1 protein-coding gene is annotated in these 546 nt (G+C 77.8%); it reads left to right on the top strand.

Going from position 1 to position 546, the window contains the following annotated elements; translation table 11 throughout:
- Positions 1–40 precede the first annotated feature (40 nt).
- On the top strand, positions 41–546 hold a 506-nt coding region (locus tag QOL99_RS17490), incomplete at its 3' end, for an NAD(P)H-hydrate epimerase (RefSeq protein WP_285525688.1).

The raw sequence follows: 546 nt of genomic DNA, 5'->3' as shown, positions 1-546 counted from the left end.
CTGCTGCTGTTCGGGCTGCTGCGCGGCTTCGGGGGCTAGCGTGGCGGCCAGCGTGGCGGGAGGAACGGACCTGATCTTCCTGCCCGCCGGGGTCGCGGCGCTGGACGCCCGGCTGGAGGCGGCGGGCCTGCTGGACCCCGCGATGGAGGCGGTGGGGCGGGCGGTTGCGGAGGTGGCGGGGAAGCTGGCGGCGGGCGGCCCGGTGCTGCTGCTCGCCGGGAGCGGGGCGAACGGTGGGGACGCGCTGGTGGCCGCGCGGTACCTGACGGGATGGGGGGCGGCGGTGCGGGTGCTGGCCGCCCCGTCCCGGCACGCACTGACGCGGCTGAATAGAGAACGGCTGGGGGCCTTCGGGGTGGAGGTCGGGACGCTGACGCCGGAGGCCGTGACGCGGGAGGCGCGGGGCGCGGCGCTGCTGGTGGACGGGCTGCTGGGGACGGGGTTTCGGCCGCCGCTGCGGGGAGAGCTGGTGGGGGTGGTGGAGGCGACCAACGCGGCGCGGAGGGCGGGGACGCGGGTCCTCGCCATCGACCTTCCCTCGGGGCT

Source organism: Deinococcus rhizophilus (genome assembly GCF_030271215.1).
GTDB classification, from domain to species: Bacteria; Deinococcota; Deinococci; order Deinococcales; family Deinococcaceae; genus Deinococcus; species Deinococcus rhizophilus.
Note: the sequence above shows the minus strand (reverse complement) of the source record. Positions and strands in the feature narration are given on the sequence as shown.